A 1,052-nucleotide genomic window follows, 5' to 3' on the forward strand; every position below is an offset into this window, starting at 1 on the left:
GCTAGGCCGTGTGTCATAAGTGCCGTTCGAGTCTCCGGAGCCAGATGTCGATCATGCTGATGGTGGCGGTGGCCTCGTACCGCACCGCGAGCTTGTCGTAACGGGTGGCCACGGCGCGGTGCTGTTTGAGCAGGTTGATGCCGCACTCCACGGCGTGACGCTGCCGGTACGCGGTCGGGTCGAAGACCGGTGGCCGGCCACCCGCCGATCCCTTCTTACGCCGGTTCGCGGCCTGGTCGGCCTTGACCGGGATGACACAACCGATACCACGCCGACGCAGGTAGCCGCGGTTGGCCTTGCTGCTGTACGCCTTGTCCGCCAGGACCCGATCCGGCCTGCACCGGGGCCGGCCAACGCCGGGGCGAGGCACCCGGATGCGGTCCAGCACGGTGGTGAACTGCGGGCTGTCACCCCGCTGCCCGCCGGTCACCACGAACGCCAGCACTTTACGGCCCTGCTCACAGGCCAGGTGCAGCTTGGTCGTCAGACCGCCCCGGGAGCGACCCAACGCGTGATCAGCCGGCTCGACGGCGCCGTCCCCGCCCGGCGGCTCGACCTGCCTGTGGCTGTCACGGCGGGCGCCGGCGGAGTGCTGATGCGCCCGGGCGATCGTGGAGTCCACGCTCACGTCCCAGGTGATCAACCCGAGCGCGTCGGCCCGGCCCTGCAACCCGGCCAGGACCCGCGCCCACACACCAGCCCGCTGCCAGCGCCGATACAGCCCGTACACGGTGCGCCAGTGCCCGTAGCAGTCCGGCACGTCCCGCCACGGCGCACCCGTGCGTACCCGCCACCTGATCCCGTCAATAAGCTGCCGCTTGCTCCACTTCGGCGGCCGGCCTGCCTTCTTCGGTCGGGGCAGCAGCGGCTCCAGCACCGCCCACTGCGCGTCGCTCAGGTCGTGCCGCCTCGTCACCGCTACGCTGGCCACGAGGTCTCCGTGCAGATGGTTGTCTTGGTCGATAACCCATCTACCGGAGACCTCGCCACATCTCGATCACCAACACGCCCGGCCCGTCAAACCGGATCAGCCACTTATGACACACGGCCTA

General features: G+C 69.5%; 1 protein-coding gene. It reads right to left on the bottom strand.

Annotated elements, in window-relative coordinates; all coding sequences use genetic code 11:
- Nucleotides 1-13: 13 nt before the first annotated feature.
- Nucleotides 14-931, bottom strand: coding sequence for an IS5 family transposase (locus ABNF97_RS33950; RefSeq protein ID WP_349341071.1), 918 nt, complete (start codon nt 929-931; stop codon nt 14-16).
- Between the last annotated feature and the right edge of the window lie 121 nt (nt 932-1,052).

The sequence above is a fragment of the Plantactinospora sp. B6F1 genome (assembly GCF_040120695.1).
Lineage (GTDB): Bacteria > Actinomycetota > Actinomycetes > Mycobacteriales > Micromonosporaceae > Plantactinospora.